General features: G+C 36.8%; 12 protein-coding genes. 1 reads left to right on the plus strand and 11 read right to left on the minus strand.

Annotated elements, in window-relative coordinates; translation table 11 throughout:
* Nucleotides 1-99: 99 nt before the first annotated feature.
* Nucleotides 100-906 (minus strand): helix-turn-helix domain-containing protein, encoded by an 807-nt coding sequence (locus ACNRYB_RS14860; RefSeq protein ID WP_129747643.1) that lies wholly within the window; start codon nucleotides 904-906, stop codon nucleotides 100-102.
* 29 nt (nucleotides 907-935) lie between these two features.
* On the minus strand, nucleotides 936-1,931 hold the full coding sequence (locus ACNRYB_RS14865) for an SDR family NAD(P)-dependent oxidoreductase (RefSeq protein ID WP_129747562.1): 996 nt from the start codon (nucleotides 1,929-1,931) through the stop codon (nucleotides 936-938).
* A 268-nt stretch (nucleotides 1,932-2,199) separates the two neighbouring features.
* On the opposite strand from ACNRYB_RS14865, the gene ACNRYB_RS14870 reads away from it, so the two are divergent.
* Nucleotides 2,200-3,132 carry a Dyp-type peroxidase gene (locus ACNRYB_RS14870; protein WP_473727743.1) on the plus strand — a complete coding sequence of 311 codons (933 nt, stop codon included), beginning with the start codon at nucleotides 2,200-2,202 and terminating at the stop codon, nucleotides 3,130-3,132.
* A gap of 63 nt (nucleotides 3,133-3,195) precedes the next feature.
* On the opposite strand, the gene ACNRYB_RS14875 is transcribed toward ACNRYB_RS14870, so the two are convergent.
* The 9 genes from ACNRYB_RS14875 to ACNRYB_RS14915 all read right to left on the minus strand — a co-directional run bounded on the left by ACNRYB_RS14875 (nucleotide 3,196) and on the right by ACNRYB_RS14915 (nucleotide 17,419).
* Nucleotides 3,196-4,113 carry a bestrophin family protein gene (locus tag ACNRYB_RS14875; RefSeq protein ID WP_473727744.1) on the minus strand — a complete coding sequence of 306 codons (918 nt, stop codon included), beginning with the start codon at nucleotides 4,111-4,113 and terminating at the stop codon, nucleotides 3,196-3,198.
* Between the two features lie 110 nt (nucleotides 4,114-4,223).
* Nucleotides 4,224-6,593 (minus strand): FdhF/YdeP family oxidoreductase, encoded by a 2,370-nt coding sequence (locus ACNRYB_RS14880; protein WP_473727745.1) that lies wholly within the window; start codon nucleotides 6,591-6,593, stop codon nucleotides 4,224-4,226.
* A gap of 81 nt (nucleotides 6,594-6,674) precedes the next feature.
* Entirely contained in the window at nucleotides 6,675-7,568 is an 894-nt protein-coding gene (gene fdhD / locus ACNRYB_RS14885; protein ID WP_473727746.1) for a formate dehydrogenase accessory sulfurtransferase FdhD, read from the minus strand.
* Nucleotides 7,569-7,784: 216 nt separating this feature from the next.
* On the minus strand, nucleotides 7,785-9,089 hold the full coding sequence (locus ACNRYB_RS14890) for an ATP-binding protein (protein WP_473727747.1): 1,305 nt from the start codon (nucleotides 9,087-9,089) through the stop codon (nucleotides 7,785-7,787).
* A gap of 3 nt (nucleotides 9,090-9,092) precedes the next feature.
* A complete protein-coding gene (locus ACNRYB_RS14895) occupies nucleotides 9,093-9,911 on the minus strand; it encodes a peptidoglycan-binding protein (RefSeq protein WP_129747574.1) in 819 nt (272 codons plus the stop codon).
* A gap of 186 nt (nucleotides 9,912-10,097) precedes the next feature.
* On the minus strand, nucleotides 10,098-10,715 hold the full coding sequence (locus ACNRYB_RS14900) for a hypothetical protein (RefSeq protein WP_129747576.1): 618 nt from the start codon (nucleotides 10,713-10,715) through the stop codon (nucleotides 10,098-10,100).
* 12 nt (nucleotides 10,716-10,727) lie between these two features.
* Nucleotides 10,728-14,996, minus strand: a complete 4,269-nt coding sequence (locus ACNRYB_RS14905) for an eCIS core domain-containing protein (protein WP_473727748.1) — start codon at nucleotides 14,994-14,996, stop codon at nucleotides 10,728-10,730.
* Between the two features lie 2 nt (nucleotides 14,997-14,998).
* The gene (locus ACNRYB_RS14910; protein ID WP_473727749.1) at nucleotides 14,999-16,519 is read right to left on the minus strand and encodes an eCIS core domain-containing protein; all 1,521 of its coding nucleotides are present in this window, start codon (nucleotides 16,517-16,519) and stop codon (nucleotides 14,999-15,001) included.
* A gap of 39 nt (nucleotides 16,520-16,558) precedes the next feature.
* Nucleotides 16,559-17,419, minus strand: a complete 861-nt coding sequence (locus ACNRYB_RS14915) for a DUF6734 family protein (protein WP_473727750.1) — start codon at nucleotides 17,417-17,419, stop codon at nucleotides 16,559-16,561.
* Nucleotides 17,420-17,429: the final 10 nt, after the last annotated feature.

Genomic DNA, 17,429 nt, shown 5'->3' on the forward strand with positions numbered 1-17,429 from the left:
GTATTGAAAAAAATATAGATTAGAGTTAATTATTTCTTGTATATGAAAAAAGACAGATATCAGCAATATCTGTCTTTTTTATGAAATAAAGTAACGCCTTTATATTTTAGTTAGATCGGTAGGGGAGCAGCCGAATTGTTTTTTGAAAGCAAAGGAAAAATGGGATAGATTCTCAAATCCGATTTCATAATAAATATCAGAAGGTTTTCTATTTTTCTCTGTAAGCTGATAGTATGCCGTTTCTAGCCTTTTTTTGGTTAGCCAACGCTGAGGCGTCAGGTTAAAGGCCTTGTAAAAATCTCGTTTGAAGGTAGTAAGACTTCGGCCTGTCAGATAGCCAAATTTTTCCAGAGACATATTAAACATAAAATTCTTTTCCATAAAAGCGGCTAAGTCGATTTTGCCTGGTGCAGCAAAATCTGATAGAATAGAGTCAATATCTTTATTTATAGTTCTAAGAATTGTAATGGCCTCAGTAATTTTTAGTGAAGCTATATTTTCTGGAAAGCTCTCCTGCATTTCAAAATAAGGAATCAGCGAAGCCATACAGCTAGAAAGCAGAGGATGCTGGCCAAAACTGAAAATGCTTGATTTAGAAATCTTTGGTGCAGGATTTACATGGCTATAAAAATCCTTAAGTCTTTGAGCTGAAAGATGCATGGCAACAGCTTGGTGCGGTAAACCGTCTTTTGGGGTATTGATTATTGTAGCGAGTTGGTTTCGCGGAATTAAAAAAGTGCTGCCAGCGCCAAATATAAAACTTTCATCTGCTTGAATAATTTTTGTTTCACCCGAAATCAGCCACACAAGCAAATGGTCATCAAAGGCAGCCTCTGTTTTGAAGAGTCTGCCAGTGTAGTTGGAAAGTTTTATTTCGCTTGTGATATAATTTACCTGATATTCCATAATGCCTGTGCGGTTTAAAGATACCAATTTTAACTGATATTGAATGTTATGCCTGTCATTTCTTCGCTCAGTTTCCATAATTTTTCTGCATTTGCTTTATCTAGCGAATACGGTTTGATTCCGCCGATTATGGATACATCAGAATTTAAATCTGCTACATCTGCATTCTCGCAATATACTCCGCCAATCGTATCAAGAAGTTTGCTCGTAGCTGCCCAAACTGTCGTGGCTGCGCCTTGTGGAATTGTTTTTAAGGATGCGGCAACTTCTGGCAGTATGTTTCCTTCTGCATCGCTGAATCCTAGTTTATGAAATAAATCAACAGGAGCTTCTCTTCCTAATTCAGTTTCTCCCACTGATCCTGGACATAAGGAGTAAGCGCGCACGTTGTGATGTTTTGCTCTTTTGTCCAATTCTACTGAAAAAAGGTTTACAGCTGTTTTGGACTGTCCGTAAGCAGTCAAAGTTTCATATTCTCGATTTAGGAAATTAGGATCTTGAAAATCAAAATCAGAAAATTGGTGTCCGCCTGATGAAACATTTACCACTCTGGCTCCGTCTGCTTTTTTGAGAGCACTCCATAGTCTTGCCGTAAGTTGGAATACGGCCAAATAATTGGTTGCCAGCTGTGATTCGTATCCTCGATGATCTCTTCGTAAAGGCACCCACATAATTCCGGCATTATTTATCAGCAAGTGTAGCGGTCTGCCAGTAAGGATAAACTTTTGGGCAAAAGCATCAATCGAGTCTGGATTCATCAAATCCATTTCTTCAATTGTTACGTTGGATAATCCTTCCAGATTTCTTGTTGCTTTTTCTATGTCTCTTGCCGGCACTATGATTTGAGCGCCCGCTTGAGAAAGCGTTTTTACGGTCTGTAATCCGATACCCGTATTTCCTCCAGTTACAATAACGGTTTTTCCCTGAAGATCAATTCCTCTAATTATTTCCTCTGCTGTTGATGATGCATTAAATCCTGAACCTAAAGCTCTCTGAAGTGCACCTTGATAATTGTTCTGTTCCATTTTAATTTTATTTAAGTTATTATGATGAGGCAAAGTTATGTGCGATACTGTAAGGTCATTTTGTTTAAACGTCCGAATATGTTTTGTTTAAACGTCCGAATTAAGTTTTGAACTTTTAATTCAGAATTTGGCATCATATAAATGAAATAGATGTGACTGATTTGCTTTAGGGAATACCTAGCTGTAACTGTAGGTTTTATTGGACGATGGATCTTTTTACTTCGAAATTTTAGTTTTATATTTGAATGGCAATTAAACATCAGCAACAATGAATCAGTCTCAAAACGTTACAGATTACCCAAATAAGAATACGATTTTTATGGTTTGGAAATTTAAAGATCAGACCGATGCGTCAGCTGTATTTAAGAAACTCTGTTCATTAGTAGGTAACTTAAATAATTCTTATGCTGTAAGAAGGCCTGACGGACGCACCAGCTGTGTGATGGGAGTTGGTCATGATGCATGGATAAGACTGGGAATGCCAAATCCGCTGCCTAAGGAATTGGTTAATTTTGAGCCTATTGTAGGGATTAAACACACTGCAGTAGCCACTTTTGGAGACCTTCATTTTCATTTAAGAGCAGAAAATGAAGCTATTTGTTTTGATATGGCCATGGCAATCAGTGATGTACTAAGGCCGAATGCTGAGTGTCTCGAAGAAGTCCACGGATTTAGATATTGGGACGGGCGTTCTATAATCGGTTTTGTCGACGGCACTGAAAATCCAATAGGAGAAGAAAGGGAGTTTTTTGCCGTAGTAGGAGATGAGGATCCTGCATACAAAGGGGGCAGTTACCTATTTGTTCAGAAGTATTTGCATAATATGAAGGACTGGAAAAGTCTTTCAACAGAAGAACAGGAAAAGGTAATTGGAAGATCTAAAATGGATGATATTGAAATGTCTGATGAAGTAAAACCGTCAAATTCTCATAGCGCTCTTACTGCCATTACAGATGAAAATGGCGATGACCTTAAAATTGTGAGGGACAATATGCCATTCGGAAATCCTTCAAAAGGTGTTGCAGGAACCTATTTCATTTCTTACGCCAGCACATTCAGCACTACCAAAAAAATGTTGGAAAATATGTTTATTGGTAATCCGCCAGGCAATTACGATCGCATTTTGGATTTTAGCGCAGCGCAAACGGGAACATTATTTTTTGTACCAACTTTGGATATGCTAGATCAGTTTGGCGAGTGATTTTTTTTGATAAATTTATTTCATAGTGAAATTAGCTAGATTTATTAAGGCATAAGTAAAGCCTTAATCAATAATGATCGCTGCTGATTTTGTCGTTTCGTTCAAAGTTATTCCTGCGAGTTCACATACCGTATTTTCAATCATATGGCACATGCTATTTAAGGCCAAATCATTGGGTTCTGTTCCAAAAGGATTTTCTATTTCATCGGCAATTGCCTCAAAAGCAACAAAAGTGTAGGCAATGAATACTACAATAAAGGGAGTAAGCCAATTCAAACTGTCTACTAATCCAAATGGCAGCAGAAAACAGTAGATATATACCGTTCTATGCAGTAAAACACGATAAGAAAATGGTATAGGAGTAGAGGCGATCCTTTCGCAGCCGCCCACAATAATAGTTAAAGCATCGAGATTTTCATCAAAACGCGCTTGTTGGATAGAATCAATTTTGTTTTCTTGTTTTGCCTTTCCAATCCATTCTGCCATAAGTTTTGTCAAAACAATAGGTTTATAGCGTGCCTCAGAAACTATTGCCAACTGTTTTTCTGTGAGACGCATTTTCAAATCCTCATCAGGACTTGTATTTCTTAGCTGATGTTTCAAAGCGTAAGGAAAAGTGCGAAGCAGGGAAATAAATTCCACTATCTGTATATTATCTGTTTTAGGATCTGTTAAAGTCAGACTTTGTCTTGCTAATGATCTTGTATCGTTCAATAAGGCTCCCCAAAGTTTTCGACCTTCCCAGAATCTGTCATAACTAGCATTGTTGCGAAATCCTAGAAACAGAGCCAACACAAAACCAAACAAAGTGAGTGGTGCCGGATTAAGAGGAATTTTAAATGAGAAGATAATTCCGTGAAAATATACGATGGCTAGAGACATCAGAAATAGTACAGCTAATCTTGGCAGTAAACGAGGCAGCACCGAACCATGCCAGACAAAAAGCATTTTAAACCAGTTATCTTTACTTTTTATTATCATAATCAATTTATTCGAGTTCCTTTAAAAACAGCACTTCGGTTGCAAATATAAACGAATTGGCATCTGAGAACTATTTTTAAAGGCAATGGCACGCTATTAATTTAGTGAAATTACAATTGTTTAATTTTAGTGTAAATTTCAGGATCGTGTTTCCTGATTTTAATTTTTACATATTTGGACGCTGGCATATTGCTGTCTTTCACCACATTATTTACAGATACTAGAACATTGGTTTCTGGGAAATAGGTGACAGTGTTTTTTTCAGGTATTTGATATGAAACAATGATAAAAAGCGGAGCAATCCTTTCAATATTGTCGTCATAATTAAACAAATCAACTTTATCGCCAGTTTTGAAGCCTGCTTTGTCAATATCCTTCTGATTCATGAAGATTACCCTGCGTTCATTTTTTATGCCACGATAGCGGTCATCAAGACCATAGATTGTGGTGTTAAACTGGTCATGCGTGCGAGTTGTTGCCATCATGTATTCGTCTTTTTCAAGTTCATTTTGTGGCACTTCTGTTAAGGTAAATGGTGCTCGATCTCCAAATTCTTTTGTTATGAATTCTCCGTGGCGCGCTGCATTTGGGAGATAGAAACCGCCTTTTTCGCGCACTCTTATGTTATAATTCTCAAATCCAGGTATGCATTTTTCGATGTCATCTCTTATTGCGTCATAACTGTCATGATAACGCATCCAGTTAATCACGGATTTCTCTCCCAATGTGGCCATGGCCATTCTGCAGACAATCTGAGTTTCATTAATAAGATTATCAGAAACAGGTTTAAGTATGCCTTTTGAAGACTGAACCACACCCATAGAGTTTTCTGTCGATATAAACTGCGCCTGACCATTAACCATATCAATATCGCTTCTAGACAATGTTGGCAGTATTAAGGCTTCTCGTCCGTGTATGAGATGGCTGCGATTAAGTTTGGTAGACACGCAGACGGTCAAATTTAGTTTTCTTAATGCTGCGGCTGTGTAAGATGTATCGGGGGTTGCAGATAAAAAATTGCCTCCCATGCAGAAAAGTAATTTTACTTTTTCGTCATGCATTGCTTTAATGGCACGTACAACATCATATCCATGTTTACGCGGCGGATTAAAACCATAAAACGCCTGCAGACGGTCAAGCTGTTCGTCGGTAGGTTTTTCATCGATCATCATAGTTCTGTTTCCTTGCACATTGCTATGTCCGCGTACAGGACAGACACCAGCGCCAGGTTTGCCTATGCTTCCTTTTAGCAGTAAGATATTGAGAATTTCTCTAATCATATCAACACCATTAGGCTGTTGGGTTAGTCCCATTCCCCAGCAAACTATAATTCGTTTTTTGAATGCAAGCATTTCCGCAGCCTGATAAAGTTCTTCTTTAGAAACACCTGAAAGCTGTGCAAGATCGTCAAGATTATAGCGGCTAAACTGTTCTATAAAGGCATCATATCCTGTTGTTTTTTCTCTGATGAAATCAGCATCGAATACCTTTCCTGGGTTGTTTTTTTCTAATTCAATTAAGATAATTTCAAGAGCTTTTAAAAGAGCCATGTCCCCATTTATTTTTACAGGAAGATATAGATCTGCCAGTTTAACCCCGCTTCGGAGAACTCCGTTAATTTCTTGAGGATTTCTAAAACCCATCAGACCGGCTTCTGGCAATGGATTGATGGCAATAATTTTTGCTCCGTTCTTTTTGCCTTTTGCCAAGGCGCTCATCATTCTCGGAGCATTGGTGCCAGGGTTTTGACCAATGATTATAATGAGATCTGTATCATAGAAATCGTCCAGAGTAACAGTGCCTTTTCCGATTCCAATTGTCGGTCTTAAAGCAGTTCCAGATGTTTCATGGCACATATTGGAGCAATCTGGCATATTGTTGGTGCCATATTCTTTGGCAAAGAGCTGATAAAGAAAAGAAGCCTCATTGCTCGTTCTTCCAGAAGTGTAAAAAGCGGCCTGATCTGGCGATTCGAGCGTATTGAGCTGTTGCGCTATTTTTTTGAATGCATCATTCCAGCTTATAGGTTCATAGTGAGTGCCGTTTTCGGGAAGGTACATGGGTTCAGACAGCCTGCCCATTTTTCCTATCTGATGATCGTCTAATTGAGCGAGATCATAAATAGAGTTTTCTTTAAAAAAATCGGCAGTAATTTTTTTTGTAGTGGCTTCTTCAGCCAGTGCTTTAGCACCGTTTTCACAATATTCGCCCAAAGAAGACCGTTCATCATCAGGATCGGGCCACGCACAGCTCGGACAGTCAAAACCGCCAGTCTGATTCATCTTAAAGAGAGCTTTTGTTCCTCTAACCAAGGTTTTCTCTTCAATAAGATCGCTAAAAGCAGCTACCACGGCTGGAACTCCCGCCGCCCAATTTTCAACTTTCGTTAATTTCAGATCTAAAAGTCTATATGGGTTTTCAGCGTCTGGTGATTTTATATTTTCTCCATTGCTACTTTTCTCGTTTTGATCCTTTTTCATCGCTTTTTGGTATTAATTGGCACTTTGTGAAATTTGTGAATAATGTTGCTTTCGCTCTATTTGGAAATATTTTATTGATTTTTAAACAGTCTTATTCTCTAAATCAGAAATCAGTATGGGTGCAACATCAGAGGAATTATAGACATTGAATCTATCTTCTCTGAGGAATCCTATAAGAGTCATGTTAAATTCTTTTGCTAGATCGACAGCAAGACTTGATGGTGCGCCTATTGCTGCAACAGCCGATATGCCAGCCATAGCTGCTTTTTGGATTAGCTCAAAGCTTGCTCTTCCGCTCAGCAGCAAAATATGTTTATTAAGGGGCAACAAGTCTGCTGATAATGCTGATCCAATTAGTTTGTCTAGGGCATTGTGCCTTCCCACATCTTCACGAAGAAGGATAAGATCTCCATCAACAGAAAATAATCCAGACGCATGAATACCACCAGTATTGGAAAAGTCGGTTTGTGCCGTTCTTAATTTCTGAGGAAGCTGAGACAAGATTTCTCTAGAAAGATGTAAGACAGTTTTATTTTTAACGCTAAACGCACTTACTGTTTTTATAGATTCAATTGAACTTTTCCCACAAACCCCACAGCTTGAAGTAGTGTAGAAATTTCGGTCAGCTTGCATTAATTGAGGAATAAAATCTTCTCTGAGCTCGACCTGAATGGAATTTTGTTTTTGTCTTGTACATTGTCCTGCTAAATGGCTGACCTCTTTAATAACACTATATGAAGGAATAATTCCTTCAGTGAATAAAAAACCTGTAGCGAGTTCATGATCATTACCTGGAGTTCTCATTGTCACAGAGATGTTTTTTTGAGTTCTCTGATTTTCGGGTCCGTACAGAATCTTTATTTCCAGCGGCTCTTCAACTGAAAGCATATCCAATACTGCTTCGCTATTAAAAGCATTGATCTTTGTGATTGGCACATCCTTGACAGAAACAGGACCTATATTAGTGATTTCCATGTAAATCGATTATTATAAACACTAGTAAATTTACTAAAATAAAAGATTGAAAAATCACGTTGCAAATTAATTAATTGAATGAAAGTAATGCAGTAGATTTTAATTTATTGATAATCTGATTTTTTAGGAAATCTATTTACTGTAATTTATAATCTATAATAAATGGAGTTATGCTTTTTACATAAAGGTCATAAAAAGATCTGAAGTGATATTCAATTACATCATTTTTCCTTCTTTTGCGTATTCTTTTTTAATTCCTTGAAGTAAATGATTGAGATTGATACTTTTGTTTTGATCTTCTAAAGTTTTCAAGCAGGCATATTGAATAATGTTGACAATGTTGGCGCCTGTAATATCGTATTTTTTTGAAAGTTCATTGAGATTTACATCTTCAGCAATTTTAATTCCTTTTGGAAGATTATTTTGCCACAATCTTAAACGCTCGCCATAAGAAGGCACTTCAAACTCAATTATAGATTGGAATCTACGAGTAAAAGCAGTATCAATATTCGTTTTAAAGTTTGAGGCCAGAATCACTAATCCAGGATGATTTTCGATTCTCTGTAATAAATATGAAACTTCCTGATTGGCATATTTGTCATGCGCATCTCTAACATTGGTTCTTTTTCCGAAAACGGCATCGGCTTCGTCAAAAAATAGAATCCAATCTTTATCAGTTGCTTTGTCAAAAAGAGAAGACAGGTTTTTTTCGGTTTCCCCAATGTATTTCGAAATCACCATCGACAAATCTATTCTATAAACATCTCTTTGGGTATATTTTCCTAAAAGCGAAGCAGTAAGTGTTTTTCCTGTTCCTGGCGCACCGTAAAACATTACTCTAAAACCGGGTTTTATTTTGGCTTTCATATTCCATTCGTGAAGCAGAATATCGTTGAATTTAAGCCAAGTTTCAATTTCTTTTATCTGATTTAAGGTGTTAGAATTCAAGACCAAATCGTCCCAATCTAATTGCGTTTCTATTAATTGGGCAGGGAAAATGCTGCTCAATTGAGGTTTTAGGATTTTTCCAGTTATGAATTTTTCGATGTATTCATCTTCTAAAATTAATAGACCGCTTAGTTTAGGTTCGCCATTTGGAACAGATTCTATTTTGACCATTCCTTTTTTATATAAAAAAGATTGATTGTGAAGGAAATTATAAAATGCGATTCGGTTTTCGAGATCATTTCCAGCAACTAAAAACTGAGCCGTTTCGCCTGTTGGCAGAATTCCTCGATGATTTTTTGTTTTGATTCCGCCAAACTCAGGCAGTTCGCCGCCATTTGGCAAATATTCGGCAATAATCGAATTCAAAAAATCGGGTTTCAAATGCGGAACCAGAGCTAATCCTAAGATAAGAATATCAATTTCTGAAAGATTATTTTCGATAATAAATTCGTCAATAAAATCATTCGCATCAAGCTGATTTAAAACAGGTTTTTCCGTTGGATTTTCGGCCTGAAATAAAGCATCAAGCTGAAATACGAATTGGTTTTTGATATAGGTAAATACATTTTCCATTTGCTATACTAATGATTCGATTGAGAAAAAATCAAGCTTAGATTGTTTATAATTTCTGATTTTGTCCATCACAGCGTTTCCGTTATGAGAACCGCCAGAATTTGTGTTGCCTTCAATAGTTTCTATGGTATCGGCATGAACGGCAGTTACAATTCCGGTATGAATCCAGTCGTTTGGCGTTTTTTGAAGAAGAAAAATATCTCCGGGTTTTATCAAAGCGGAATTGGTTCTGGCCGTTTGATAGCGAGTTAATATTTTTTTCTGAAGACCAGTTGTTCCAACAGTATCGCAGCTATAGGTTAGCGGCATTAACGTTTTGAAATTTTTTCCTTGAATAGAAGCCGCCTGATCTATAATAGCCTGAACAAAACCCATGCACCAAAACCATTCCGTTCCTTCGTGTCCATCCATATAGCTTCGAACCCACGGTCCAGTATTGCTTTGGTTGTTTATGACAAGTTCAAAAGGCTGATTTTTGAGATGATTTTTGGCTGTATTCAGAATCAATTCTCTCAGATTACTTCCAGATATCGGACTTTCAAAAGCTTTTTTGAGTGGCGATGCCAGTTTATCGAATAAGCTTTGATCTACATTTCCGTTTTGAGGCAAACCATTAAATTTTTGATAATTCAATACTGCCTTTTCTGTTGCAGGACCAAAATCGCCATCGATACCCGTTGACGTTCCTGAGCCTGGATTCTGCATAGCAAATAAATTAAGCCAAGACTGAATTTTTTCGACGTCTTTCTTGTTGTTGTTTGCTCCGTTTCTTTGTTGTGGTGCTTTAATAAGCAGTTCTTTTTGGTAGAATGTTTTTTGCATGACTTTAGTGTTTTAAATGTTTTTAAAATTATTGTCTCTACAACCTCTCCAGTTTTTATTTTCGTGGCCAAAATAGCCATAATAAAAAGTTCTCCTTATGTTTCACTAGTGGAGGTTATGTCATTTTTTTTCTTTGCATATTCTTTTTTTATTACTTGAAGACTTTTTTAGAAGAGTGTTCATATTTTATTTAAGTTTCAAGCTTTCATATTTCTTATCAAAACTTTCAAGTTTAAAATCAGTAAATATTTCAGACATATGTTTTTTAAAACTTTCACTTTCTGGGCTTGAGATATCATATAGTTTTTCAATGATATACTTTTGCCAATAAAAAAATCCTCTTGCTTCTAATGCTAGCTCCATGTAAGCATTAAAATCAATCATTAAATCAATAGTTTCAGATTCTCCATCTCTGTGAAAGAACATTCGATTATTAGCGATGCTGTTTATAAAAATACCGCAATGAGCTTCATCTGTAAATTGATCAATAGGATGGAAATTATAAAGAGGATCCTTATCTGATAAGCTGGGGTAATTACTTTTTATACCTTTTAGAATGTATTCTAATTTTAAAATATTAATTTTCCCCGAAATATTGCCTTGAGAATCTTTTTCCCAACTCATCTCATACCCATTTGATTCTTTAAAAAAAGATAATGTGTTATGATCTAAGCCTGCTTTTTGTCCTTCTAAAATGAGGTCATTATTTGCAGAAGAATTAAAATCCTGTTTTTGTTTATTTATTTTTTCGTTTTGGCTAATTTCTAGAAATGTTAAATCTATTTTGTTAAAAATATTTTCCATGGGTTTGTTCTTTTAATTAATAACAACATTTGATAATGCTTGAAGTGAGTTAATAGCAGCTCTAATAACTGCATTTTCAGGTGTATCAGGAAATTCGTCTTTTATTTGATTATACAATCTAAGATTTGCAATGGTTTTTGCTTTGTTTTGGATAGTAGTCATAGTTCCGCTTCTAATTCCAACCGTATTGTTTACTAGATCATCTATTGAACTATTTATTATGCTAACTCTTGCTCTGCTTGTAGTGCTTATTTCGTATGAATTAATATTTGTGTCAACTGGATTATTTACAGAAAGTGTAGCAATATTACCTCCAGCTTTTTCAGTATAATTATTTCCATTTTTTTCAAGTAATACAGCTTTACAATCTAAAGTTCTTGGTACAAACTGTTCTGCTTCTCTAATTTCTTTAATTGTAGGATCTGCATCATTTGGAGTATTTAAATTTCCAATATAATTTTTTGGTTCGACAGAGTAAAAAACTATTGCTCCTGATTGAACAGCTGCTTTAACAAGTGACTCTACAGATCCTTCATGTGCACTGTTTCCTTCTCTTGACAATGGAGTCATGTTTTCCCATGTTCCAGGGCCATGTGTGTTATGATTTAATAAATGACCTCTAATGTAATAACTACTTCCTCCATTTTTGCGTTTGGCAAGTTTGTCAAATAAAGCATGACTTCTTTGTGTAGGTTCTGAGCCTGCAGGACCTTTTTTTGTAAGTATTGATGCAGTCATTTTCTTACCAACGATATCGCCACCTTTGCTTTCTTGTTGTTGATCAATTACGGATTCGGGTAAGTCAGCATCTGACACGCCAAAAAGAGATTTTGCATGGTTACTTAGTTGGTTTAATAAGGCTTCAAGTTCTCGTTTTTTTCTTTCGCTATTTGCATTTTCTTCCGCAGGAGTTGGTGCAGCAACAGATTCTCTCTTTTTAGCATCAATTTGCCCAGCAATAATTAAGGCTTGAGCTTTAGAATTTGTTTTCACAGGATCATTACCAACATCAACTGAAGTTATAAATGTTGTAAATGCTGTTGGATTACTAGCTATAGTTAAAACAGGAGCATTTTCATCTCCAGTAAAATATAAAGTATGATTTTCGCCATTATCAGCAACAAATTCTTTTCTTATTCCGAGCCATCCCAAAATAGCATCCCTTACACTTGCACCCATTGCCATAGCTCTGTCTAACAATGCCATTCCTGTATCTACAGCTCTGTTTACCAACCAAGTCAACGCATCATCAACCATTTGGCGAACAGCAATAAGCATTTCTCCAATTCTTGCTCCAATACCAGTTAAACCGACTTGATTTGCCAAGAAGCCTATTACAACAGGCATAGCTTGTCCCATGGTTCTTTCTAGATAATCTGCGGCTGTGGCGACATTTCCTCGTGCTAAATCGGCTACACCATTAACAAACGAATTGACCACTTCGAGCATTTCGCGCAAGTATTTTATAAAACTTTGAATTGCATTAAAGAATGCCATAGCACCGTTTATGACGGCCATGATTCCCGTTGGGTCAAGCATGCTTAAAAGTCTGGCTGTAATTCTATTGACAATACGTTCCATGACAAAGTTTTTCACGGCATCGAGAACGGTATTCCATAAATTGCTCAGCTGTTCTTGTATTTTGTCCCAAATGGCCGCCATACCGCGTTCTTGAACATCTTTAATAAATGTCCAAATGCCTTCAAGCGTATTAATCATACTGCGGATTCTAGCTACTCTTGCAGGGCCAATGCGAGGATGTGCGGCTAGTTTTTCCCAGATTCTTTCCATCGAGATATTCAGCACTTCCATAATCCAGGTAATAACACCGCGTAAAGAGAAATCAGTTAGAACTGGAATATTAGCATCTTTCAACTCGCTCATCAGCCAGCCAGTGACACCATTGATTAGATGTGTGACGATATTGTCAAAGAATTGTACAAATCCTTGTTTAAGTGCTCGCAGTATATTTTTTAAGAAACCAATTGGATCTTTTTTGATGTCATCAATCGCTTCTAAAGCTCTTGTAATAATATTTCCGATGAGATCAAATGGGAAATTCATAATTTCGAGAATGGCCATAATAACGATTCTAACAATTTCTGCCACAAAAGCAATTAATCGGCCTATAGGTTCTCCAAATTTCTCAATGATTCTCATGAAAGCATCTATCGGATGAATGAGATCATCGATAGTCATAGAATCCCATATATCAGTAAAGAGCTGTATGATAGATTGTGGCGTCATGTTGAGCGTCTCTACTGCGGCTTCAATTTCGCCTGCAATTCTGGCTATTGCACCAGATTCCACCATTTGCGCATATTGTTCTTCTCCGCCATCCATAAGGCTCATAAAACCTCGTATCATATTTGGAACTGTGCGAGGTACGACTTCTTGTGTAAAAGGATCTTTTCCGATAATTACTTTAACAAGCGAATACCCTCTTACGGTAGCGGCTTGAGAAGACAGCCATGTTAATAGTGAATCTTTGACAAGTTCTAATACTTTTAATGCCACACCTGAAGCGAAATCCCAAACTCTTTGTAAAAAATCTCCAGCTTGATTGGCAAGTGCAGAAAGATTATCTGCAATATTGACCAAATTGGATGGCTGAATGGCATCCCAAGCTGCGGTAATAAGTCCGCGAAGTTCGCCAAGTAAAGAGTTGAAAGTTCCAACCTGAGTATCAAGCCAATCGGCAGTTTTTTGCAGTGTGCCTTTTTCGCGCATCTGCTCCAGTTCAGTTTGCTTGTCTATCAGGATTAAGAAATCTTCTAATATTTCCACCGTTGTGGCATTTACAGCCTCATCTCGTAACGGATCGTATTTGATTATTTTTTTGATTAATGACCAAGCTTTGTTTTCTGCCAATAAAGGTTCAGCAACATTAATCAAAGCTTCTTTTATCCAAGTAATTACTTGATCAACTGTTGCACTAACGAAAGAAGTTATTCTATTAACGACTTCATTGAATTTTTCTGTAACTAAATCAATTATGCCTGTAAAAGGAAATGATACTTCGTCCCAAACTTCTTCAACCAAATCAAGAATACTGTCAACTGTTAGTCCCAGTTCTCCTAATTTTCCTTCTACCCAGTCAAAAACCTGCTGTAAAATTCCATATTCCTGAAGCTTATCGAATATGGCGGTTCCAAATGGAATAAGTCCCATTAAACCTTCAACAAGATTAATTGGAGTTCGCTCTACATCGACTTGTCGTAAAGGATCATAACCAATAATAACAGTAAATAGGGTGTAACCCGGAACGTGTCGTGCACCATCGATTATCCAGTCGGGAACTAAATCGAGGAATGAACCTTGAACCATTTCAGGAGCAGGGGAGATAGGCTCTGGTTTTTTTCTAATTGCCGCTCCCTGCTGTACGGTATGCGTTAATTCGTGAGCCAGTAAATGTTTGCCTTCTTTCGAATTCGGATTGTATTTTCCTTCATTAAAATAAATATTGTTTCCCGTAGCAAAAGCCTGAGCGCCTAATTGCTTATTCATTTGAACAGCATTGGAGTCATTATGTATGCGGACATTGCTGAAATCGGCTCCAATGCCAGATTCCATTTCGGTTTTTATTTTTCCAGATAGAGGAGAACCACCGCCTTTACTGCTGTTTAGTTTGGACTCGATATTAGAATCATCGCTAGGACTGGCATCGCTAGCCGCACTTTTTTGAAGTTGTTTTTCTTCGTCTGAGTTTTGTTTCTCTTCTTCTTTTTTCTGCTGTACATTTTCTTCTTCTCCTTTATTTTGAATTAAAGGTTTGATTGCTGGAGTATCTTTTGAGACCGTTTCAGGTTTTTTGACTTCTTTTTTATTCTGAACCGTTTCTTCTTTTTTCTGGACTTTATCTTCAAGCTTGCGCTGAATTAATGATTTTGATCCAGAAAAAGCGGGATTGGCTTCCCGTTTTTCGGTTATTCTAGAATCGAGTTTGTTTTGGATTAAATCCGTTTTGAGTTGTACAACAGGTGTTATAGTTTGCGCAGCTGTTTTTTGCTGCACTTCTTTATTTTTCTCTTCTTGTTTTTGAACATTGCGTGCCAGTTTCTTTTGCACTACTGGTGACGGTGAAAAGAAAGAGTCTGCTTTTGGCGTTTGTTTATTGGCCACCACGTGGTCTGCGACTCTATCGGCTTCGACTTCAAATTTATCGTTAGATTTTCCTATATTCAATTTTGCCTGAACACCAAAAAAAGATTCCTTCCCCTTGTCATGATGCGACGCGGAGTGCGGAGAATTTGATTTTGATATTTGCTTTAATGCTGGCATCTCTAATTGGTTACATTAAAACTTCCTTTTAAATTTGGACTGCCTCCAGGATTAATTACCTGAACCTCTACTTTGAAGAAGATGCAATCTTTGGTTTTTACAGCAAATGATTGTGTTTCTGTTCTGCCAACATCATATCTTCTGCTAGTTTTACGTATTGTGCCTCCTTGTATAGCTGTTAATACTATATGATAATGTTTTGCATTATGTGGTTTGGCCCAATTTGCTGTTGAAGTTATTTTAAAATTTCCTTTTGAACAGAAAGTTGTAGATGGCACAGAGGTATCATCGATATTAAAATCCCTAGTTTGCGGTAATTGAGACGCTTCACCACAACAATTATCACCACCTCGTTTTTGTCCTACCAGTTTATTGTCTAAAGCTCCTATAGTTTCTGGTCCGACAATACCGTCAATTTTATTCAAACCATTTTCTTCTTGGAAGCCTATTACTGCATTTCGTGTTTCGCTTCCAAAATCGCCGTCTGCTCCAAATTTTGGTAAACTCTGACCCGCTTTCATCAGACCTTGCTGCAATTCTGAAACATATTGCCCTTTTTGACCAGCAGAAATAAGCATCTGATTGTCATTTGCTTTTTCCAACGGAGGATTGCCTTTAAACTGTGGGTTTTCAGGTCTTTCTGCATATAGATCTTCTGAATGGTTTTCTATAGATGATTTTTGTACTGTTCCTGATTTTTGTTTGGCTCCGGTCTGCTGAATCGTATGTGTGAGTTCATGTGCTAACAGATGTTTGCCTTCTTTAGAGTCTGGATTGTATTTTCCTTTATTGAAATAGACATCGTTGCCATGTGTGAAAGCTTGTGCGCCCAGTTCTTCGCTCATTTGAACGGCTCTGCTGTCTGTATGGATGTTTACGTTGCTAAAATCAGCTCCAAAACCCGATTCCATTTCACGCTTTGTGTTTTTATCCATAGCATTTCCTCCGCCTTTAGAGCTGTTAAGATTACTTTCGACGTTTTCGTCAACCGAGTTCGATTCCTTTAGTTTTGCTTGAACAGATTTGTCTTCTTTTTTCTGAGCCTTTTTGTCTTCGTTTTCACATTCGGCACATTTTTTCTGCACTTTCTTGTCTTCCTCTTTTTCGCCTTTTTTCTGTACTTTCTTGTCTTCTTCCTTATCCGATTTCTTTTGAACCTTTTTGTCTTCTTCTTTTTCTCTCTTTTTTTGTACTTTTTTATCTTCTTCCTTGTCGGATTTTTTTTGGACTTTTTTGTCTTCCTCTTTTTCGCCTTTTTTTTGCAGAGGCGGTTCTTGTGCCAAGTCCTTTTTTTGAACTGTTGAAATGCTTTCTGCAATAGGTTTTTGCTGTACAGCTTCTTCGCTTCTGGATTGAAGTAAACCTCCAGTTTTGCGTTTGTTGACTACTTTATCGGCTACATTGTCGGCTTCTACTTCATATTTGTCTCCTACAGCCCCCGTAGTTAATTTCTTTTGAACTTTTGGTCCAAAAAAAGTAGAAGAGGAGTGATTGGCTATTTTCTTTTGTTCAAATTCTCTCATGATTATTATTTTATCATTTTGAAATACTAAATTGTTTCTCTAAACAAACTGCAGATTATTCGCGATAACACCTTCTTTCCCTAATGCATTTTTTATTTGCTTATACCAATACGGAAATATTTTAGAGAGTCGAAGTTCAATTTCATCAACAACATATTTGTCATATTTTTTCATTCCGAAAAAATGAGAATACCCAATACTATCGGCATGTTTTCCATGTTCGGTTATATTGTCACCTTTCAAAAGCATTGTCGGATTATTGTTTTTATAATTTAATAGCGATGCAAGCGTATATTGTTCGATTAAAATGCAGGTTTCATAACCTTCTTGTTTTAATGAATTAAAGCCTTCTTGGTTTTCGATATATATTTTCTCCAAGTCGTAATAGCTTTTTATAAATTCATCACGGAGCTTGAGATCGTTAAAACCAAATATGCCGCAGTTATAAGAATAGCCCAAGTTGGTGTGCCAGTAAGGAAGATTTTTAGTGTATCTATTAAAAAACTCTACCTGCTTCTTATAGTGGACTTCATAAGTATCTTCTTTGCGTTCTACTATGACATCATCAAAACTAAAATCTATCTTTTTCTTAATAAAGATGTCGGTGTCTATGTGAATAAACGGTTTTGTTTGAAGTTCCATAGCGTTGATTTTTGATTTCATCCAAAGTTCAATTCTATTATCGTTTTGCATTTTGGTAACAGCACAAGGAAGCATATACAGGAATTTATAGCCTATTTCGTCTACATAAAGCTCAATTTCATCATACCACAAATGGCTATATAGTATACTTAGAGCAGTCATGTAGATCGTTTCCTTTAATTTGTCTCCCATATTCCATCTGTTGTTTGTTATAGGAAGCACATCAAGGCTGTAAATCATCTTGTGTCGTTGTTTCATACCGTTTTAT

The organism is Flavobacterium sp. CR10, assembly GCF_055814415.1.

Bases quoted from the DNA above. Each gene is read 5' to 3' on its own strand.
- ACNRYB_RS14860 (WP_129747643.1), bottom strand. From the start codon at position 906: ATGGAATATCAGGTAAATTATATCACAAGCGAAATAAAACTTTCCAAC.
- ACNRYB_RS14865 (WP_129747562.1), bottom strand. From the start codon at position 1,931: ATGGAACAGAACAATTATCAAGGTGCACTTCAGAGAGCTTTAGGTTCA.
- ACNRYB_RS14870 (WP_473727743.1), top strand. From the start codon at position 2,200: ATGAATCAGTCTCAAAACGTTACAGATTACCCAAATAAGAATACGATT.
- ACNRYB_RS14875 (WP_473727744.1), bottom strand. From the start codon at position 4,113: ATGATAATAAAAAGTAAAGATAACTGGTTTAAAATGCTTTTTGTCTGG.
- ACNRYB_RS14880 (WP_473727745.1), bottom strand. From the start codon at position 6,593: ATGAAAAAGGATCAAAACGAGAAAAGTAGCAATGGAGAAAATATAAAA.
- fdhD (WP_473727746.1), bottom strand. From the start codon at position 7,568: ATGGAAATCACTAATATAGGTCCTGTTTCTGTCAAGGATGTGCCAATC.
- ACNRYB_RS14890 (WP_473727747.1), bottom strand. From the start codon at position 9,089: ATGGAAAATGTATTTACCTATATCAAAAACCAATTCGTATTTCAGCTT.
- ACNRYB_RS14895 (WP_129747574.1), bottom strand. From the start codon at position 9,911: ATGCAAAAAACATTCTACCAAAAAGAACTGCTTATTAAAGCACCACAA.
- ACNRYB_RS14900 (WP_129747576.1), bottom strand. From the start codon at position 10,715: ATGGAAAATATTTTTAACAAAATAGATTTAACATTTCTAGAAATTAGC.
- ACNRYB_RS14905 (WP_473727748.1), bottom strand. From the start codon at position 14,996: ATGCCAGCATTAAAGCAAATATCAAAATCAAATTCTCCGCACTCCGCG.
- ACNRYB_RS14910 (WP_473727749.1), bottom strand. From the start codon at position 16,519: ATGAGAGAATTTGAACAAAAGAAAATAGCCAATCACTCCTCTTCTACT.
- ACNRYB_RS14915 (WP_473727750.1), bottom strand. From the start codon at position 17,419: ATGAAACAACGACACAAGATGATTTACAGCCTTGATGTGCTTCCTATA.